Here is a 17,557-nt window from a genome sequence, read left to right as displayed (position 1 = left end):
AATTCACATTCCGCATGATTTTGAACCGACCTGATGCATGCCCGTGCGGCGGCGCGTCGCCCGCGCACGCCGGCAAAGCGCCGGCGCCCCGCTATGCGGCCTGCTGCGGCCGCTTCATCGATGGCGGCGAAGCCGCCCCGACCGCTCTCGAATTGATGCGTTCGCGGTACAGCGCGTACGTGCTGAGGGCGACCGCTTATCTGCGCGCGACATGGGCCGCGCGCACCTGCCCGCCCGATCTCGACACCGACCCGGACGCACCGGACGCGCCGCGCTGGCTGGGCCTCGCGGTCAAACGCCACGTGCCGCTCGACGACCGGCATGCGGAGGTCGAATTCGTGGCCCGCTACAAGGTCGGCGGACGCGCGTACCGGCTCCACGAGACGAGCCGCTTCGAGCGCGACGAGCAGGGATTCTGGCGCTATGTCGACGGCGAAGTAAGTGAACGCTGACAAATAGTTGCCCTGTCAGACGCCGGGTAATTCCCGCATTGCACAACCCGATTTTGTCGGGCTACGATGGCCTCGAATTGGTCATGTTGCATGGCAGGGCTTACGGATGGCGTTCAGCAAGGTATTGGTGGGATGGATGGCGGCCTGTGCGCTGTCGGCCGCTCAGGCCGGTACGCTGCCGAGCGCCAATACGGGTGCAGGCGCCAGCGGGTCGCTCGCCCACGCGGAGCACTTCGACTACGCCGACTCGAACCTGCCGCAGGTCGCTGCCGACCTCAACGAACAGATCCTCCGCATTCCGGCCGACGCGTCGGGCGCCGTCACGCTCGAGGCGACGCTTTTCAAGCCGAACGGCCCCGGCCCGTTCCCGCTCGTCGTCTTCAACCACGGTAAAAATACCGGCGATCTCCATCTGCAGCCGCGCAGCCGGCCGCTCGCGTTCGCGCGCGAATTCGTGCGCCGCGGCTATGCGGTGATCGCGCCGAATCGCCAGGGCTTCGCCGGTTCGGACGGCACGTATCGGCAGGAAGGCTGCAACGTCGGCAAGAATGGCCTCGCGCAGGCCGCCGACGTCGATGCGACGGTGCGCTACATGTCGCGCCAGCCGTACGTCGATGCGTCGCGCATCGTCGTCGCCGGCACGTCGCACGGCGGCCTCGTGTCGATCGCATACGGCACCGAAGCCGCAGCGGGCGTGCGCGGCATCATCAACTTCTCCGGCGGGCTGCGCCAGGACCTGTGCGATGGCTGGCAGCGCAACCTCGTCGACGCGTTCGACCAGTACGGCGCGCATACCGCCGTGCGGTCGCTGTGGCTGTACGGCGACAACGATTCGGTGTGGACGCCCGCGCTCGTCGCGCAAATGCACGACGCATACGTGTCGCACGGCACGCAGGCCCAGTTCATCGATTTCGGCCGCTACAAGGACGACGCGCACCGGCTGATCGTCGATCGCGACGGCGTGCCCGTGTGGTGGCCGGCCGTGCACGCGTTCCTCGCCGAACTGAACCTGCCGACCGCGGTGCGCTATGCCGTCGCGGATCCGCACGAACCGAAGGCCACCGGCTATGCGTCGATCGATGCGGTCAACGCGGTGCCCTACGTCGACGAAGCGGGCCGCGAAGGCTATCGCCGCTTCCTGAACCAGCATCCGAGCCGCGCGTTCGCGGTGTCGTCGGAAGGCGCGTGGTCATGGGCCGAAGGCGGCGACGATCCGATGGCGCTGGCGCTCGACAACTGCGCGAAGCAAGGGGCAGGCGCGTGCCGGCTGTATGCGGTCAACGACCGCGTCGTGTGGAGCGACAACGCGACGCAGACGGCCGACAACGGCGACGATCACACCCGCGACGTCGATACGCGCGCACTGGCTTCGCGCTGACGCGCGGCTGCCGTCCTCCCTTCGCGTTCCGCCCATCAAGGTCGTCGCGGCGCGCCACCACCGGCTCGTTCACACACTGCGTCACGCTCGTTTTTACGAGCGATCGACGTGAATTCGCCCCGGATTTTTCGTCCCGTCGTCAGCCCTTGCGCCGCCCCGTCGATCAGGCAAATCCGCGAAACGAGATCGCCCCTTGACGCCTCCCACGCGTCCCACGCCGCACCATCATCGTTCCCCTTATTTCACCGCTACGCCGCCCCCCGCCCTGCGATTTTTTTTCGTCGGGGGGTGTCACTCGAACGTCGTCATCTGCGCGCATTTCGCCCGATCCGCCGCGTTCCGTCCCGAGCCCCGCCGAACTGCGCCGAACTCCCGCCCCGCAAGGCTTTGCGGCGTTTGTAACCGCTAGTGCAACGTCCGGCGGAACACGCTAATCTCTGCGCGTTTCGTGTTCCGCCGCGCGACATCCCGTCGATGCCGCGCGGCCGTTTTACCCCCCGGAGTCGCCTTGAGTACGCCAGCCACCGACGACTGGGTCGCGCGCAGCCTGCGCGCGGTCTGGCATCCCTGCACCCAGATGAAGCATCACGAGCGCCTGCCGCTCGTCCCCGTCGCGCGCGGCGCGGGCGTGTGGCTGTACGACCGCGACGGCCGCCGCTACTTCGACGCGATCAGCTCGTGGTGGGTCAACCTGTTCGGCCATGCGAACCCGGACATCAACGCGGCGCTGAAGGACCAGCTCGACACGCTCGAGCACGCGATGCTCGCCGGCTGCACGCACGAACCGGCGATCGAACTCGCCGAACGGCTGCATGCGCTCACCGCGCGCACGCTCGGCCATGCGTTCTTCGCGTCGGACGGCGCGTCGGCCGTCGAAATCGCGCTGAAGATGAGCTTCCACGCGTGGCGCAACCGCGGCCGCGCGAACAAGCAGGAATTCGTCTGCGTCGCGAACAGCTATCACGGCGAGACGATCGGCGCGCTCGGCGTGACCGACGTCGCGCTGTTCAAGGATGCGTACGATCCGCTGATCCGCCACGCGCACGTCGTCGCGTCGCCCGATGCGCGCGGCGCGCTGCCGGGCGAGACGGCCGCCGACGTCGCGGGCCGCGCGCTCGCGGACGTGCGGCGGCTGTTCGTCGAACGCGGCGACCGGATCGCCGCGCTGATCGTCGAGCCGCTCGTGCAGTGCGCGGCCGGCATGGCGATGCACGATCCGTCGTACGTGCGCGGGCTGCGCGCGCTGTGCGACGAATTCGGCGTGCACCTGATCGCCGACGAGATCGCGGTCGGCTGCGGCCGCACGGGCACCTTCTTCGCGTGCGAGCAGGCCGGCGTCTGGCCCGATTTCATGTGCCTGTCGAAAGGCATCAGCGGCGGCTACCTGCCGCTGTCGCTCGTGCTCACGCGCGACGACGTGTTCGCGGCGTTCTACGACGACGACACGACGCGCGGCTTCCTGCACTCGCATTCGTACACGGGCAACCCGCTCGCGTGCCGCGCGGCCGTTGCAACGCTCGATCTGTTCGCGCGCGACGACGTGCTCGCGAGCAACGCCCGCAAATCGGCGACGCTGCGCGCGGCGCTCACGCCGCTCGACGCGCATCCGCACGTGCGCCACCTGCGCGAGCGCGGCACGCTGTTCGCGTTCGACGTCGCGCTCGACGGCGATGCGGCACGCAGCTTCTCGCGACGCTTCTTCGAACAGGCGCTCGCGCACGAACTGCTGCTGCGCCCGATCGGCACGACCGTGTACCTGATGCCGCCGTACGTGATGAGCGACGACGACATCGCGTGGCTCGCGCAACACACGCGCGACACGCTCGACGCCACGCTGGAGGACCTCGGCCGATGAGCCTGCTCGACACCCTGCAACGCGGCCTCGCCGATCTCGACGCCCAAGGGCTACGCCGCGTGCGCCGCATCGCCGATACCGCGTGCGACGCGCGCATGACCGTGAACGGCCGCGAGATCGTCGGCTTCGCGAGCAACGACTACCTCGGCCTCGCCGCGCATCCGGCGCTCGTCGCCGCGTTCGCGCAAGGCGCGCAGCGCTACGGCTCCGGCAGCGGCGGCTCGCACCTGCTCGGCGGGCATTCGCGCGCGCATGCCCGGCTCGAGGACGAACTCGCCGGTTTCGCGGGCGGCTTCTCCGATGCGCCGCGCGCGCTGTACTTCAGCACCGGCTACATGGCGAATCTCGCCGCGATGACGGCGCTCGCCGGCAAGGGTGCGACGATCTTTTCCGACGCACTGAACCACGCATCGCTGATCGACGGCATGCGGCTGTCGCGCGCGAACGTGCAGGTCTATCCGCACGCCGATACGGCCGCGCTCGCCGCGCTGCTCGACGCGCCGGACGCCGAAACGAAGCTGATCGTCAGCGATACCGTGTTCAGCATGGACGGCGACGTCGCGCCGCTCGCCGAACTCGTCGCGCTGGCCGAACGCCACCGCGCGTGGCTCGTCGTCGACGACGCGCACGGCTTCGGCGTGCTCGGCCCGCAGGGTCGCGGCGCGCTCGCGGCCGCCGCGCTGCGTTCGCCGCATCTCGTGTACGTCGGCACGCTCGGCAAGGCGGCCGGCGTCGCCGGCGCGTTCGTGATCGCGCATGAAACCGTGATCGAATGGCTGATCCAGCGCGCACGCAGCTACATCTTCACGACCGCCGCGCCGCCGGCCGTCGCGCATGCGGTCTCGGCGAGCCTGAAGCTGATCGCGGGCGACGAAGGCGACGCGCGCCGCGCGCACCTCGCCGCGCTGATCGAACGCGCGCGCGCACTGCTGCGCAACACGCGCTGGCAGCCGGTCGATTCGCACACGGCCGTGCAGCCGCTCGTGATCGGCAGCAACGACGCGACGCTCGCCGCGATGCGCGCGCTCGACGCGCACGGCCTGTGGGTGCCTGCGATCCGGCCGCCGACGGTGCCGGCCGGCACGTCGCGGCTGCGCGTGTCGCTGTCGGCCGCGCATTCGTTCGACGATCTCGCGCGGCTCGAAGCCGCGTTGATCGAAGCCAGCGAGGCAGCCGCATGACCGCCGCCCCGCTTTCCGTCTTCGTCACCGGCACCGACACCGAAATCGGCAAGACCTTCGTGTCCGCCGCGATGCTGCACGGCTTCGCGCGGCACGGCCTGCGCGCGGCCGCGCTGAAGCCGGTCGCGGCCGGCGCGTACGAACGCGACGGCGTGTGGCGCAACGAGGATGCCGATCAGCTCGACGCCGCCGCGAACGTCGCGCTGCCGCCCGAGCTGCGCACGCCGTTTCTGCTGAAGGCGCCCGCCGCGCCGCACATCGTCGCCGCGCAGGAAGGCGTGACGCTCGACCTCGACACGATCGTCGCGTGCCATCGCGAAGCGCTGACGCGCGCGGACGTCGTCGTCGTCGAAGGCGTCGGCGGCTTTCGCGTGCCGCTGAACGACACGCAGGACACCGCCGATCTCGCGGTCGCGCTCGGCCTGCCCGTCGTGCTCGTCGTCGGCGTCCGGCTCGGCTGCATCAGCCATGCGCTGCTGACGGCCGACGCGATTCGCGCACGCGGCCTCACGCTCGCGGGCTGGGTCGCGAACCACGTCGACCCGGCCATGTCGTTCGCCGACGAGAACGTCGCGACGATCCGCGACTGGCTAGCACGCGAGCACCGCGCGCCGCTCGTCGGCCGCATCGCGCACATGACGCCGGCCGCCCCCGAATCCGCCGCGGCGATGCTCGACATCGCCGCGCTCGTCGAGTCGCTGCGCGCCGCGCGGCATTGACCCGACCGATCCCCCCATCCCGCCCAGGACAGGAAAACGAAATGACCCAAGCCCAGACCGCCGCCGTGCAACCAGACTCGATTCCCGTCGCTGCACCGGCCCCGCAACGCTGGCGCGTCGCCGACGTCGTCGCGCTGTTCGAGTTGCCGTTCAACGACCTGATGTTCCGCGCGCAGCAGGTGCATCGCGAGCACTTCGACGCGAACGCGGTGCAGTTGTCGACGCTGCTGTCGATCAAGACGGGCGGCTGCGAGGAAGATTGCGGCTACTGCTCGCAGTCGTCGCATCACGATACGGGCCTGAAGGCCGAGAAGCTGATGGACGTCGACGCGGTGCTCGACGCCGCGCGCGCGGCGAAGGCAAACGGCGCGAGCCGCTTCTGCATGGGCGCCGCATGGCGCAACCCGAAGGAGCGCCACATGCCGGCGCTGACCGAAATGGTGCGCGGCGTGAAGGAACTCGGCCTCGAAACCTGCATGACGCTCGGCATGCTCGAGGACGAGCAGGCGCAGCAGCTCGCCGACGCGGGCCTCGACTACTACAACCACAACCTCGACACGTCGCCGGAGTTCTACGGTCAGGTGATCTCGACGCGCACCTACCAGGATCGTCTCGACACGCTCGATCGCGTGCGCGACGCGGGCATCAACGTGTGCTGCGGCGGCATCATCGGGATGGGCGAATCGCGCCGCGAGCGCGCGGGCCTGATCTCGCAGCTCGCGAACCTGAACCCGTATCCGGAATCGGTGCCGATCAACAACCTCGTCGCGATCGAAGGCACGCCGCTCGAAGGCACCGCGCCGCTCGATCCGTTCGAGTTCGTGCGCACGATTGCGGTCGCGCGCATCACGATGCCGAAGGCGGTCGTGCGCCTGTCGGCCGGCCGCGAGCAGCTCGACGACGCGATGCAGGCGATGTGCTTCCTCGCCGGTGCGAACTCGATGTTCTACGGCGACCAGCTGCTGACGACGAGCAACCCGCAGACGCAGCGCGATCGCGCGCTGTTCGAGCGCCTCGGGATTCGCGCGAGCCAGGCCGATGCGCTGGCGGAAAACGCGTAAGCGGCAGTTTCATTGCTGCGACGAAAGCCGGGACGTGTCCCGGCTTTTTTTGTCAACGAACGTCACGGGCTGTGTGCATCGCCATCGCCTCCGCACTAATATTTCCCCCGTTCGCCGTAGCGATCGCGCGCGGGGCGACACACGGCCCGTCGGGCCGACATCCAATCACACTCGGGGGAAACAGGAATGAACAAAATCGCCGTCGCCGTGCTCGGCTTCGTCGCGGCTACCGCGCACGCCGCAGAACCGAAATGTTCAACGCAGACGCTGAACGGACACACCAGCGAGCTGTGCGTGACGAGCGTACCGTTCCAGCACGACTACTACACGCTGAAGGTCGATCGCGCACTGATCTTCACGTTGCCGGACGATTACGTCGAAGACGTCGCGCTGACGCACACGATTCCACAGGACGCGGCGATCGAGTTCCCGCTGTCGCGGCAAGGCACGCCGACGGTGAAGATCTCGGGCGGCTGCGCGCCGGTCAGCGAGACGCGCGACGGCACGGCGCTCGAGGTCGGCCGCCGCTGTTCGTTCAAATGGGGAAGCGTCGACATTCTGAAGGATCTGACGATCCGCTACGACTGACGAGCACGCACGCGTGTTGTCAACGCGGCACGCGCGCCACGTCGTCGAGCGCTGCGCGCGCCCTCGCGACGAGCCGCTCGTCGACCGGTGCCAGCACCTCGCCGCGCGGCCGCACGCCCGAGCCGAAGTGCACCGCGCGCACGCCCGTCGTACGGACGAAATCGCCGACCGCATCGACGGTCAGCCCCGAGCCGGCCAGCACCGTGCACGTCGAGCCTTCCGCGTGCCGCACCATCCGCGCGATCGTCGCGGCCGCATCGAGCACCGACGGATGACCGCCCGACGTCAGCACCGACGTGACGGCCGGCACGCGCAGCAGCGCGTCGAATGCGGCGTTCAGGTCGCGCGCGACGTCGAATGCGCGGTGGAACGTCAGGTCGCGGCCGTCCGCGGCGGCCGCGATGCGCGCGAGCGCGTCGAGATCGATGTCGCCGCGCGCATCGAGCGCGCCGAACACGATGCCGTTCGCGCCGGCAGCGACAGCTGCGCGTACGTCGCGCTCGATCACGCGCAGATCGTCGGCGTCGTAGACGAACGAACGGCTGTGCGGCCGCACGATCACGTTCACCGGAATCGGCACGGCGGCCACGACGGCTTCGATCAGGCCGACGCTCGGCGTCAGCCCGCCTTCGCCGATCGCGGTCACGAGTTCGAGCCGGTCGGCACCCGCGCGGGCGGCGGTCTTCGCATCGCCGACGGTCGTGGCGATCACTTCGAGGAGCACGGAAGAAGCAGCGGTTCGGATCATCGGCGGCTCGCGTATCGTCAGGACAATGCGCGCATCGTAGCGGAGCGGCGCGACCCGCGCCAGCGGGCAGGCCGCCGCCCGCGTCAGCCGCGCCGCACGAGCCAGGCGCCAGCCAGGCCGGACAACGCCGTCACCGCGAAACCGGGCATGAACCGGAACATCCGCACGCTGACGTGCAGCCCCTGCTGCCGCATCACGTCGACGAACTCAGGCGACATCAGCATCGCCACCCAACCGATCATCCCGAGCGCGGTGGTCGCGGTCGCGACGAGCAACGCGATGCCCACGCCGCGCGCACGCGGCCGAAATGCGCCGGCGAACGCGCCCACGGCAAGGAGCACGGCCGACACCGCGAACAGCACGGCGCCGAATACGATCATGAAGCCCGGATGGCCGATCCTGATGAACGCCATCGTCTGCGCGCAGAGCACGCACATGCCAGCGATCGCGAACAGTGCGATCGCCAGTGCGTTACGCAGAACCTTCATGCGAGCGCCTGCCGGAAATACGCGGTCGCCGGGCGCCGGAACAGCAGGTAGACGAACAGCGCGAACAGCAGCACGCCGGGAATCATCGCGACGAACATCGTCGACGGCATGTTGACGAGCGAGAACGCGAAGCCGAACCCGGACGTCGCCAAGTACGCGTTGCGCGACCACTCGCGGCCCTTGAGGATCGCGACGCCGATCGCGACGTTCGCCGCTTCGACGATCACGCTGACGCCGAGCGTCGCCCAGACGGGCAGCAGATAGTGCGACATCAGCGCCTGCGCAGCCGGCGCGCGGATCGAGAACGGCGTATAGATGCACGCGATCGCATTGGTCACGATCAGGATCCACGCGAGGATCGTCAGCGAAATCGGTCTTTTCATTTGTTTTCCTGTTGTTATCCGCCGTCATGGTGCCCCCGGGACGGCGCGATCGCGGCCACGGCGGCCGCGATCGCGCCATTGTCGAGGAAGCACGCGTCGAGCGCAACGATGGTGCGGCGCCGGCGCGTCCGGATCGTGACAATCGCCGCATGCGCGGCGCTCGGCGCTAACCGGCCGGCGCCTCCTCGTCGCTCCAGTCGATATCGCCGCACAGCACACGCTGCGCATCGCCGACGCGCACGGCCACCGACAGCGTCACGCACGGCTGCGCCTCGTTGATCGACAGGTACGGCCGCGTGACCTGCACGCGCCCCGGTTCGGCGATCGCCGAGCGGAAATACGGCCGGCGCAGCCAGTTCGCGCCCTGCGCGTCCGCCAGCGGCGAAAAGCGCGCCTCGGCCAGCGCGCGATCGGCGCGCAGCACGACGTTGCGGCCCGACTGCCGGCCCTGCGCGTCGAGCAGGAAACAGCGCGCGGCCGCGTCGAGCGCGAGGAAGTTCCAGCACACCTCGTCGAGCGGCTCGCCGGCCTCGAGGCGTTCGGCCGCCCGTTCGAACGCACGCAGGTACGGGGCGAGCCGCTGCGTGTCGCGCCGCTCGCGCGCTTCGGTCTGCTGACGAAAGCGCTCGGTCAGCTCGCCGATGCAGCCGGTCGCGGCCGCGCTGTCGGGCAGCCCCGGCGCGGGCCGGCCGAAGTAGTAGCCCTGCACGAAATCGGCCTCGCACGACAGCGCGATCTGCGCTTCGTGCTCGGTCTCGATCCCTTCGACGAGCACCAGCTTGCCGGCCTCGTGCAACAGCGTCACGAGCCCGTGCAGGATCGCGGTAAGCCCCGTCCGGTGCGCCGCGTGCGACAGCATGATCCGGTCGAGCTTCACGATGTCCGGGTTCAGTTGCCAGATCCGCTCGAGGTTCGAGTGGCCTGCGCCGAAATCGTCGAGCGCGATCAGGAAGCCGTGCGTGCGGAATTCGCGCACGGCCTCCGCGAGCCGCTCGATGTCGTCCGCGCGCTGTTCGAGCACTTCGAGCACGACGCGTCGCGGCGGCATGCCGAGCCGCTTCAGGTTCGCGAGCAGCGCGGCCGCCTGGAACGGATCCGTGAGCACGCCCGGGTGGACGTTGAGAAACAGCCACTCGCGCTCCGCGCCGAGCAGCGCGAAGTTCTCCAGATGCAGCGCCTGCGCGAGCCGGTCGAGCTGCAGCAGTTCGCCGCGGCGCGCGGCTTCGCCGAACACGTCGAGCGGCGACACGGCGCGGTCGAGCGCATCGTGCGCGCGCAGCAACGCCTCGTAGCCGACCGCACGCTGGTGCGACAGGCTGAATATCGGCTGGAATACGGTCGTGAGCGTCAGGTCGCGGTGCTGCGTCGCGAGCCGTTCGAAGCCGGAGCTCATCTCCCGCTCGAACCGGTACGGCGACGCGGTGGCCGGACGCTCCTGTTGCACGATCGTCATGCCCTTCTCCTGGTGATGCAGTCGAACGCGGCGTCCGGCGAAACGGACGACGAACGGGACGGCGCGCGCAATGTCATGGTTGGACCCTCGGTTGCCCGGCTCGGGCCGGGCGGCTGCCTACCTTCAAGCAAGCTCCGTGCAAGGTGCGCGAACCCCATGCGCCGCACGGCCGCGCGGGGCCGCCGCACCATCGTGGCGCACCGCCGACGCACCATTTCCGTGCGCACGCACCGGCCGCTCGAGCGCATCCGTCACGTCGGCACGCTACACTCCGTACGACCGTTTCATTCTGCCTATCCGCCGTATCGATGGAAATCGTCTTCACAGTCCTCATCCTGCTGCTGACCGTCGCGCTGTCCGGCGCCGTCACGCGCCTCCTGCCGTTGCAACTGCCGCTGCCGCTGATGCAGATCGCGTTCGGCGCGATGCTCGCGTGGCCGAAGCTGAACCTGCACGTCACGTTCGACCCCGAAATCTTCATGCTGCTGTTCATTCCGCCGCTGCTGTTCGCGGACGGCTGGCGAATTCCCAAGCGCGAGCTTTACCTGCAGCGCCGCGCGATCCTGATGCTCGCGTTCGGGCTCGTGTTCATGACGGTACTCGCAGTCGGCTACTTCGCGCATTGGCTGATTCCCGAGTTGCCGCTGCCGATCGCGTTCGCGCTCGCGGCGGTGCTGTCGCCGACCGATGCGGTCGCGCTGTCCGGCATCGCAGGCAAGGGGCGCATTCCGCCGCAACTGATGCACATCCTCGAAGGCGAGGCGTTGATGAACGACGCGTCGGGCCTCGTCGCGCTGAAGTTCGCGATCGCGGCCGCGCTGACCGGCGTGTTCTCGCTGCGCGCCGCATCGGTCACGTTCGTGATCGTCGCGGCCGGCGGGCTCGCGACGGGTGCGATCGTGTCGTGGGTGTTCAGCGCGCTGTCGACGCGCTTCCTGAATGCCGAGCAGGAAGGCGACCCGGCCCCCGGCATCGTGATGACGCTGCTGGTGCCGTTCGCGGCCTACCTGTTCGCCGAGCACCTCGACCTGTCGGGCGTGCTCGCGGCCGTGTCGGCCGGGATGATGATGAACTACACGAGCTTTTCGCGCAAAAGCACCGTCGCGTCGCGCGTGCGCGCCGAAAGCACGTGGGCAATGATCGAGTTCGTGTTCAACGGCATGGTGTTCATCATGCTCGGGCTGCAGTTGCCGCACATCATCGGCCGCGCACTCGTCGATGCGCACCATACGAGCGACGCGCTGGTCGGCCGCATGATCTTCAACGTATGCGCGATGATGCTCGCGCTGTACGCGATCCGCTTCCTGTGGGTGTGGCTGCTGCGCTGGTTCGCGAGCCGCCGCGCCGCGCGCCATGGCCTCGCCGGCACGATGGCCGGCGTGCGCACGATCGCGGTGATGACGGTCGGCGGCGTGCGCGGCGCGGTCACGCTCGCCGGTGTGCTGTCGATCCCGGTCGCGCTGTCCGACGGCGTGCCGCTGCCGGGCCGCGACACCGCGGTCTTCATCGCGTCGGCCGTGATCCTGGGCTCGCTGATCGTCGCGGTGATCGGCCTGCCGCTGCTGCTGCGCGGCGTGCGCTCGACGCGCAACCCGCTCGGCGACGAGGAGCGCATTGCACGCTCGGCCGCTGCGCAGGCCGCGATCCGCGCGGTCGATTCGTCGCACGACGCGATCTCGGCCGATCTCGACGAATCGGGCGCGGCACGCTGCGCGGACATCTCCGCACGCGTGATGGACCAGTACCGCCGCCGGCTGGCCGCGCTGGCCGAGGACGGCCCCACGCCGCGCGCGCAAGCGCAGCAGGCCGAAACGATGGAGCTGCAGATGCGGATCGCGGCCGTGCGTGCGGAACGCTCGGCGCTGTATCGGCTGCGCAGCGACAGCAAGATTTCCGACGAGACGCTGACGAAGCTGCTTCGCGAGATCGACCTGTCCGAAACCGCGCTGTCGACGCGCAAGAAAGGCATTCTTTGAGCGACCGGCCCCGGCCTGCGCGCCGCCGCCCGCGGGCATGAAAAAACGGCGACGCATCGGCGTCGCCGTTCTCACCTCCGCTCGCGATCGCGTTACTTCGCGACGACGACCGGGATCCCCTTCAGCATCCCCGCGCCTTTCATCTCGTCGAGCGCGTGCTGCACGGCCGCGCTCGTCGCTGCGTCGATGCCGAGCTGCAATGCGAGCTCGCGTTCCGCGCGCTTCACGCCGGCGAGGTTGCGCACCTTCACGTGGCCGAAGCCGCGCACGCGGGCGTGCAGGTCGGCCAGTTGCACGACCTGCGCCGCATTGCCGGCCGTCATCGCGGCGAACGCACGCGCGAGCGTGGTTTCGTAGTCGTCGGCCAGCGCGTGCTCCATCCTGCGCTCGACCGTGCGGCCGAACGGATCGAGCCACGTGCCGCGCAGGCTGCGCACGCGCGCCAGCATGCCGAGCACCGGCCACATCCACTGGCCGAACACGCGCTTCCTCGGCGCGGCGCCGTCGCTGCCGGCCTTCGCGACCGTCGGCGGCGCCAGGTTGAACTTCACGCGGTACGCGTGGCCCGGCACGCCTTCGAACTGCGCTTCGAGCGCCGTGCGGAACGCGTCGTCCGTGTACAGCCGCGCGACTTCGTATTCGTCCTTCACCGCGAGCAGCCGGTAGAACGTCGTCGCGACCGCGCGCGTGAGCGCGTCGTCGCCCTTCGCGCGCGCCGCGTTCACCAGCGCACGGTAACGCTCGACGTAGCGCGCGCCGCCGTATGCGTCGAGGCGCGCTTCGCGATCGGCGATCAGCTCCGCGAGCGTCTCCGGCGCGGCGTGGGCGACCACCGCATGCCGCGCGTTCCACAACGCGTCGAGGCCCGCCGCGTCGCCGGCCGCCATCCGGCCGATCGAGAACGCGAGCTTGTTCATCGGCACCGCGACGTTGTTCAGCTCGATCGCGCGCATCATCGCGGCGAGCGACACCGGCACGAGGCCGAGCTGCCATGCGAAGCCGAGCATCAGGATGTTCGCGCCGATCGAGTCGCCGAGGAACTTCGCGGCGAGCGCCTGCGCGTCGCAGCTCGACAGGTAGCCGTCGCCGGCAGCGTGGCGCATCTTCTCGAGCAGCGCATCCGCGTGCAGGTTCGCGTCGGGATTCTGCACGAACGACGCATTCGGGATCCGGTGCGTGTTGACGACGATCCGCGAACGCGCGTGACGCACCGTCTGCAGCGCTTCGGCGCTCGCGCCGACGACCATGTCGCATGCGAGCAGCACGTCGGCCTGCTGCGTGTCGATGCGCACCTGGTTCAGCCACCGGTCGCTCGATGCGATCCGCACGAACGACAGCACCGAGCCGCCCTTCTGCGCGAAGCCCATGAAGTCGAGCACCGAGGCGCTCTTGCCTTCGAGGTGCGCGGCCATGCTGATCAGCGCGCCGACCGTCACGACGCCCGTGCCGCCGACGCCCGTCACGAGCATGTCGAACGGCGCCGCGTCGAGATGCGTCGCCGGCACCGGCAGCGCGTCGACGCGCGCGGCGAGCGCCGCTTCGTCGAATGCGGCGCCGGCCGCCTTCTTCAGCGCCGCGCCTTCGACCGTCACGAAGCTCGGGCAGAAGCCGTTCACGCACGAATAGTCCTTGTTGCACGACGACTGGTCGATGCGGCGCTTGCGGCCGAGCGGCGTTTCGAGCGGCTCGACCGACAGGCAGTTCGACTGCACGCCGCAATCGCCGCAGCCTTCGCACACCGCGTCGTTGATGAACAGGCGCTTGTCCGGGTCGGGGAATTCGCCTTTCTTGCGGCGGCGGCGCTTCTCGGCCGCGCAGGTCTGGTCGTAGATCAGCACGGTGACGCCCGGCGTCTCGCGCAATTCGCGCTGCACCGCGTCGAGTTCGCTGCGGTGATGGAACGTCGTGCCGGCCGGGAACTGCCCGTGATGGCCGTCGTACTTCTCCGGTTCGTCGGACACCACGACGAAGCGCGACACGCCTTCGGCCTCGACCTGCCGCGCGATCTGCGGCACCGAGATGCTGCCGTCGACCGGCTGGCCGCCCGTCATCGCGACCGCGTCGTTGTAGAGGATCTTGTACGTGATGTTCGCTTTCGCGGCGACCGCCTGGCGGATCGCGAGAATGCCCGAGTGAAAGTAGGTGCCGTCGCCGAGGTTCTGGAACACGTGCTTCGTGTTGGTGAACATCGCGTGCGCGGCCCAGTCGACGCCCTCGCCGCCCATCTGGATCAGCCCCGTGGTGTCGCGCTCCATCCACGACGCCATGAAGTGGCAGCCGATGCCGGCCTGCGCGATCGAGCCTTCCGGCACCTTCGTCGACGTGTTGTGCGGGCAGCCCGAGCAGAAGTACGGCGTGCGCTTCACCGCATCGGCCTCGTTCGACAGGATCTGCGGCGCGACGAGATCGACGACCCGTTCGCGGCGGTCGAGTGCCGGCTTGTGCCGTGCGAGCCAGTCGGCGAACACCGGCAGGATGCGCGACGGACGCAGCTCGCCGAGCTCGGAGAGCAGGCACGCGCCGGCCGCGTCATGCTTGCCGAGCACGCGCGGGCGCGCGCCTTCGGTGCGGTTGTACAGGTAGTCCTTGATCTGCTGCTCGACGACCGGCCCCTTCTCCTCGATCACCAGCACTTCGGCGAGCCCGTCGACGAAGGTCTCGACGCGCGTCATCTCGAGCGGATACGACAGGCCGACCTTGTAGATCCGCACGCCGGCCGCGTCGAGATCGGCGATCGTCAGGTCGAGGCGGCGCAGCGCTTCCATCAGGTCGAGGTGCGCCTTGCCGCAGGTGACGATCCCGACGTTCGCGTGCGCGCTCGGCGCGATCCACTTGTCGATGCTGTTGGCGCGCGCGAAATGGCGAACCGCGTCGAGCTTCGCCGCGAGGCGCGCCTCGATCGTGAGGCTCGGCAGGTCGGGCCAGCGGTTGTGCAGGCCGCCCGCGGGCGGCGTGAACCCTGCCGGTGCCGGCCAGCGCGTCTGCAACGCATCGAGGTCGACGGTCGAGCCCGACTCGACCGTTTCCGAGATCGCCTTGAAGCCGACCCACGCGCCCGAGTAGCGCGACAGCGCCCAGCCGTACAGGCCGAATTCGAGCATGTCGGCGATGTTCGACGGGTTCACGACCGGCATGTGCCACGCCATCATCGCGAAGTCGCTCTGGTGCGGCATCGACGACGACACGCAGCCATGGTCGTCGCCCGCGACGACCAGCACGCCGCCGTGCGGCGACGAACCGTACGCGTTGCCGTGCTTCAGCGCGTCGCCCGCGCGATCGACACCCGGGCCCTTGCCGTACCACATCGCATACACGCCCTCGACCGTGCGCTCCGGGTCGGCCTCGACCCGCTGCGTGCCGAGCACCGCCGTGCCGCCGAGTTCCTCGTTGATCGCGGGCAGGAAGCGCACGCCGCTCGCGTCGAGCAGTTTCTTCGCCTTCCACAGCTGCTGGTCGACCATGCCGAGCGGCGAGCCGCGGTAGCCGCTGACGAAGCCGGCCGTGTTCAGGCCCTGCTCGACGTCGGCCGCGCGCTGCATCAGCAGCAGGCGAATCAGCGCCTGCGTGCCGGTCAGGAAGATCCGGCCGCGCGTCGCGGTCAGGTTGTCGGTCAGGCGGTAGTCGGACAGGGCAGGCGTGCCGTCGACGGGCAGGCGGGCGGTCATGGGGGGAGTCTCCGGATTGTGCTGTTCTGGGCCGTGCGCGGCGGGGCGTCGGATGACGCGGGGCGCCGGCAGCGAATGGCTCTATTTTTTCGCGCGCAGCCGAGAATGTTTTTCCTCATCTTGCTCGGAGCGGCGTGCGGCGAGAAAAACTGCGCAGCTTTCTGCCGATATTTGAGAGAGTTTTCGCGCGGGCAGCGGGAGCGCGGTGGGTGATGCGTCGGGGGCGGTCGACGCTCGGGCGGAAAAGCCGGCGCAGGTCGCAAGGGTCGCCGCCCGACCGGCGATCGGCGCTCGAACCTCGACCGGCAAGGGTTTCGGCGGCATCGGCCGTCATCCTCACCATTGAAATGCACAGCGTTCCGAGTGGCCGGAAGCGACGGATGTCCACACCGCCGCCCCTTCGGCCGATCGGGCTCGCGCGCTCACCGTTCGATTGCACAGCATTTCGAGTGGCATCGGGGCCGGGATGTCCACATCCGGAATCGACATGCGGGACGCCCGGGCAGCGGCGCTCACCGTTGAAATTCACAGCTTGGCGAGTGGGTCGCGGCGATGGATATCCACATCGGAAATCGCGGGGTTTCGTCGGTCCTCTGCTTGCGCTCACCGCTCGAATACACAGCGTCGAGAGTGGGTTTGGAGGGCGAATATCCTCGCCGGAACCCGCATGCCGCGCGATTGCCGGCTCGCACTCACCTTTGAAATACACAGGGGTTCGACTGGCTGCAGTGGCAGTTGTCCACGTCCAGGTCTACGTTGCCTCCTGGCCATCCGGGCACCCTCACCGTTGAAAACCACAGCGCTTCGAGTGATTGACCGGGCCTGATGCCCTCGCTTGAACACGCAGGCCGTGCGATTGCCGGCTCATTCTCACCATTGATATACACAGGGGCTCGACTGGCTGCCGTAGCAGTTGTCCACGTGCGGATCTGCGTTGCCTGCTGGCCATCCGGGCACTCTCACCGTTGAAAACCACAGCGCTTCGAGTGATTGACCGGGCCCGATGTCCTCGCCTGAACACGCAGGCCATACGATTGCCGACTCACTCTCACCATTGATATACACAGGGGCTCAACTGGCTGCGGTGGCGGTTGTCCACGTCCGGATCTGCGTTGCCTCCTGGCCATCCGGACACCCTCATCGTTGAAAACCACAGCGCTTCGAGTGATTGACCGGGCCTGATGCCCTCGCCTGAACACGCAGGCCATACGATTGCCGACTCACTCTCACCATTGATATACACAGGGGCTCAACTGGCTGCGGTGGCGGTTGTCCACGTGTGGATCTGCGTTGCCTCCTGGCCATCCGGGCACTCTCACCGTTGAAAACCACAGCGCTTCGAGTGATTGACCGGACCGGATGCCCTCGCCTGAACACGCAGGCCATACGATTGCCGACTCACTCTCACCATTGATATACACAGGGGCTCAACTGGCTGCGGTGGTGGTTGTCCACGTGTGGATCTGCGTTGCCTCCTGGCCATCCGGGCACCCTCACCGTTGAAAACCACAGTGCTTCGAGTGATGGAGTGGGCCGGATATCCACATGGATGAGCGTTCTCCGATCGATAACCGCCGCGCGTCTCGAAGGACGCCGACGAGCGGCGGTCC

At 68.7% G+C, this 17,557-nt stretch carries 13 protein-coding genes; 8 read left to right on the top strand and 5 right to left on the bottom strand.

Annotated elements, in window-relative coordinates; all coding sequences use genetic code 11:
• Positions 1-14: 14 nt before the first annotated feature.
• The 7 genes from WS89_RS22330 (at position 15) to WS89_RS22300 (ending at position 7,234) form a co-directional block, all read left to right on the top strand.
• Positions 15-452, top strand: a complete 438-nt coding sequence (locus WS89_RS22330; RefSeq protein WP_059793546.1) for a YchJ family protein — start codon at positions 15-17, stop codon at positions 450-452.
• A gap of 106 nt (positions 453-558) precedes the next feature.
• Positions 559-1,830: a dienelactone hydrolase family protein gene (locus WS89_RS22325; RefSeq protein ID WP_059506382.1), complete on the top strand. Its 1,272-nt coding sequence runs from the start codon at positions 559-561 to the stop codon at positions 1,828-1,830.
• Between the two features lie 508 nt (positions 1,831-2,338).
• On the top strand, positions 2,339-3,685 hold the full coding sequence (gene bioA / locus WS89_RS22320) for an adenosylmethionine--8-amino-7-oxononanoate transaminase (RefSeq protein ID WP_059793543.1): 1,347 nt from the start codon (positions 2,339-2,341) through the stop codon (positions 3,683-3,685).
• On the top strand, positions 3,682-4,866 hold the full coding sequence (gene bioF / locus WS89_RS22315; RefSeq protein ID WP_059793542.1) for an 8-amino-7-oxononanoate synthase: 1,185 nt from the start codon (positions 3,682-3,684) through the stop codon (positions 4,864-4,866). Before bioA ends, bioF begins: the two co-directional genes overlap by 4 nt.
• Positions 4,863-5,585, top strand: a complete 723-nt coding sequence (gene bioD, locus WS89_RS22310; RefSeq protein ID WP_059506388.1) for a dethiobiotin synthase — start codon at positions 4,863-4,865, stop codon at positions 5,583-5,585. The genes bioF and bioD overlap by 4 nt, the downstream gene beginning before the upstream one ends.
• A 41-nt stretch (positions 5,586-5,626) precedes the next feature.
• Positions 5,627-6,646, top strand: a complete 1,020-nt coding sequence (gene bioB / locus WS89_RS22305) for a biotin synthase BioB (RefSeq protein WP_059793540.1) — start codon at positions 5,627-5,629, stop codon at positions 6,644-6,646.
• 186 nt (positions 6,647-6,832) lie between these two features.
• Positions 6,833-7,234 carry a hypothetical protein gene (locus tag WS89_RS22300; RefSeq protein WP_059506392.1) on the top strand — a complete coding sequence of 134 codons (402 nt, stop codon included), beginning with the start codon at positions 6,833-6,835 and terminating at the stop codon, positions 7,232-7,234.
• A gap of 19 nt (positions 7,235-7,253) precedes the next feature.
• On the opposite strand, the gene WS89_RS22295 is transcribed toward WS89_RS22300, so the two are convergent.
• The 4 genes from WS89_RS22295 to WS89_RS22280 form a co-directional block, all read right to left on the bottom strand.
• Positions 7,254-7,982: a copper homeostasis protein CutC gene (locus WS89_RS22295; RefSeq protein ID WP_059506394.1), complete on the bottom strand. Its 729-nt coding sequence runs from the start codon at positions 7,980-7,982 to the stop codon at positions 7,254-7,256.
• An 83-nt stretch (positions 7,983-8,065) separates the two neighbouring features.
• Entirely contained in the window at positions 8,066-8,470 is a 405-nt protein-coding gene (locus WS89_RS22290; RefSeq protein ID WP_059506396.1) for a hypothetical protein, read from the bottom strand.
• A complete protein-coding gene (locus WS89_RS22285) occupies positions 8,467-8,853 on the bottom strand; it encodes a hypothetical protein (protein ID WP_059506398.1) in 387 nt (128 codons plus the stop codon). The genes WS89_RS22290 and WS89_RS22285 overlap by 4 nt, the downstream gene beginning before the upstream one ends.
• Positions 8,854-9,019: 166 nt before the next feature.
• The gene (locus WS89_RS22280; RefSeq protein ID WP_059506401.1) at positions 9,020-10,306 is read right to left on the bottom strand and encodes a sensor domain-containing phosphodiesterase; all 1,287 of its coding nucleotides are present in this window, start codon (positions 10,304-10,306) and stop codon (positions 9,020-9,022) included.
• Between the two features lie 308 nt (positions 10,307-10,614).
• Between WS89_RS22280 and WS89_RS22275 the strand changes: the two genes are divergently transcribed.
• Positions 10,615-12,282: a Na+/H+ antiporter gene (locus WS89_RS22275; RefSeq protein ID WP_059506402.1), complete on the top strand. Its 1,668-nt coding sequence runs from the start codon at positions 10,615-10,617 to the stop codon at positions 12,280-12,282.
• Positions 12,283-12,374: 92 nt separating this feature from the next.
• Here the strand turns inward: WS89_RS22275 and WS89_RS22270 are convergent, their stop codons facing one another.
• A complete protein-coding gene (locus WS89_RS22270; RefSeq protein ID WP_059793537.1) occupies positions 12,375-15,947 on the bottom strand; it encodes an indolepyruvate ferredoxin oxidoreductase family protein in 3,573 nt (1,190 codons plus the stop codon).
• Between the last annotated feature and the right edge of the window lie 1,610 nt (positions 15,948-17,557).

This window comes from Burkholderia sp. MSMB1072 (assembly GCF_001524725.1).
In the GTDB taxonomy this organism is placed as follows: Bacteria; Pseudomonadota; Gammaproteobacteria; order Burkholderiales; family Burkholderiaceae; genus Burkholderia.
This window is presented reverse-complemented; position numbering and strand designations above follow the sequence as displayed.

What these genes read in the sequence shown, in the direction of transcription:
- WS89_RS22300 (WP_059506392.1), top strand. Translation starts at nt 6,833, where the DNA reads ATGAACAAAATCGCCGTCGCCGTGCTCGGCTTCGTCGCGGCTACCGCG.
- bioF (WP_059793542.1), top strand. Translation starts at nt 3,682, where the DNA reads ATGAGCCTGCTCGACACCCTGCAACGCGGCCTCGCCGATCTCGACGCC.
- WS89_RS22270 (WP_059793537.1), bottom strand. Translation starts at nt 15,947, where the DNA reads ATGACCGCCCGCCTGCCCGTCGACGGCACGCCTGCCCTGTCCGACTAC.
- bioD (WP_059506388.1), top strand. Translation starts at nt 4,863, where the DNA reads ATGACCGCCGCCCCGCTTTCCGTCTTCGTCACCGGCACCGACACCGAA.
- bioB (WP_059793540.1), top strand. Translation starts at nt 5,627, where the DNA reads ATGACCCAAGCCCAGACCGCCGCCGTGCAACCAGACTCGATTCCCGTC.
- WS89_RS22290 (WP_059506396.1), bottom strand. Translation starts at nt 8,470, where the DNA reads ATGAAGGTTCTGCGTAACGCACTGGCGATCGCACTGTTCGCGATCGCT.
- WS89_RS22295 (WP_059506394.1), bottom strand. Translation starts at nt 7,982, where the DNA reads ATGATCCGAACCGCTGCTTCTTCCGTGCTCCTCGAAGTGATCGCCACG.
- WS89_RS22285 (WP_059506398.1), bottom strand. Translation starts at nt 8,853, where the DNA reads ATGAAAAGACCGATTTCGCTGACGATCCTCGCGTGGATCCTGATCGTG.
- WS89_RS22325 (WP_059506382.1), top strand. Translation starts at nt 559, where the DNA reads ATGGCGTTCAGCAAGGTATTGGTGGGATGGATGGCGGCCTGTGCGCTG.
- WS89_RS22330 (WP_059793546.1), top strand. Translation starts at nt 15, where the DNA reads ATGATTTTGAACCGACCTGATGCATGCCCGTGCGGCGGCGCGTCGCCC.
- WS89_RS22275 (WP_059506402.1), top strand. Translation starts at nt 10,615, where the DNA reads ATGGAAATCGTCTTCACAGTCCTCATCCTGCTGCTGACCGTCGCGCTG.
- WS89_RS22280 (WP_059506401.1), bottom strand. Translation starts at nt 10,306, where the DNA reads ATGACGATCGTGCAACAGGAGCGTCCGGCCACCGCGTCGCCGTACCGG.